The organism is Pseudoalteromonas sp. PS5, assembly GCF_004103255.1.
Lineage (GTDB): Bacteria > Pseudomonadota > Gammaproteobacteria > Enterobacterales > Alteromonadaceae > Pseudoalteromonas > Pseudoalteromonas peptidolytica.
On sequence record NZ_RCSQ01000264.1, the window covers coordinates 1 to 1624 of the forward strand.

Annotated in this window: 2 protein-coding genes; both read right to left on the bottom strand. The window is 40.3% G+C overall.

Features of this window, described 5'->3' with window-relative positions:
- Window positions 1–53: 53 nt before the first annotated feature.
- Entirely contained in the window at window positions 54–506 is a 453-nt protein-coding gene (locus D9603_RS21570; protein WP_128732860.1) for an NfeD family protein, read from the bottom strand.
- A 5-nt stretch (window positions 507–511) separates the two neighbouring features.
- Window positions 512–1462 (bottom strand): SPFH domain-containing protein, encoded by a 951-nt coding sequence (locus D9603_RS21575; protein ID WP_125251687.1) that lies wholly within the window; start codon window positions 1460–1462, stop codon window positions 512–514.
- Window positions 1463–1624: the final 162 nt, after the last annotated feature.

Genomic DNA, 1624 nt, shown 5'->3' on the forward strand with positions numbered 1-1624 from the left:
AAGAAAATTGGTATAACTTTATAAAATTGCGTCGGCTTTCTGACAACTTGGTTTTAGTTAGGCTCCACCCAAAACGCACCAACTTCTTTTTTTACTACTTTGACTTCTGTTCCTGCGCTAATTGGCTGCTTACTTTTTAGTTGCCAAGCAATCCCTGAATAATTGTGGAATATTCGGCTGTCTGTGTTGAGATCCTTTTCTAATGTAAAAGTAAGCTCTGCAAAGTCGCTCTTTACCTCTTTGTTGTCGGTAACTTCCTGCATTCGTTTGAGTGGCTTCCATAAAAAAATAGCCAATAACGTTGTAACTAAAGCATTAAACCACAGTGCGGTAAGCCAAGTTTGCTCTAGCAACTCTGCATACATTAATCCACCACTTATGACTAAAGATAAGCCTAGAAAAAACAATACAAAAGTGGCAAAGCCTAGCACCGTCACTTCAATAATTAGGCAGCCGATCCCAACAATAATTAAAGCTTGAGCTAAATGTTCAAGTAAAAAGGCCATGAAGATCACCCTTGTTTTTTGTTCAATGAGTTGATAATTGACATGCCTTGGGCAACTAATGAGCTGGCATCGGTTCCATTATCAGGAAGTAAGACCACCGAAGACTCTTTAGCAATCGCTTCTTTTGCTGCAATTGCTTTTGTTGCTAAGTCGAGCTGGATCGCTTTTTGCCCTTCGTCAGTGTTTGCTGCTTCACCCACCTTTCTGAGTGCCTCTGCTTGAGCATCAGCAACGGCAATGATGGCTTTTGCCTCACCTTCTGCTCGTAAGATTTGTTCTGCTTTTTCTGCTTCAGCAGCCAGCACTTGTGCTTGTTTCTTACCTTCTGCAACATTGATAGCAGCCTGGCGGTCACCTTCCGACTCTAAAATTTGAGCGCGTTTTACACGTTCAGCTTTCATTTGCGCTTCCATTGCTTCCATTACCGAATTTGGCGGTACAATATCTTTGATCTCGTAGCGTAATACTTGGATCCCCCACGGATCAGATGCTGAATTAATGGCTGCGACAATATTGGTATTCAGTAGGTCTCGCTCTTCAAAGGTTTTGTCTAGTTCCATTTTGCCTAATTCACTTCGCATGGTGGTTTGCGCAAGTTGTGTTACCGCAAAAATATAGTCGTCCACACCGTAAGTTGCTTTGTAAGGGTCTAGCACTCTGAAGTAAAGCACGCCATCAACAATCAGTGAGATATTGTCTTTGGTGATAGCCGATTGCGAAGGTACATCAACAGCCTGCTCTTTTAAACTTCTATCAGCGGCAACGCGGTCAATAAATGGCAGGATAAAATTAAGGCCAGCTTCTTTGGTAGATTGGTATTTACCGAAACGTTCAATAATCCACGCTCGGTTTTGTGGCACAAATTTGATACTCCCTTTAAGTACGACAACGACAAAAATCAGCAAAAATGCTTGAATAGTAAAAAGGTATTCAATGATAAATGTGACTAAATCCATGTAAGTTCTCCCGAGTCTATAAGTCTTAATAATTTCGTACTTTGAATATTGATACCAATTTGACTTAATACTTGCTCAATTTGAAGGAGTAAATCTGACGCTAACAGCGTTAAAAATTTCTCATTTAGAACAATATCAAAAATTTTGCCTAGTTATCGACAA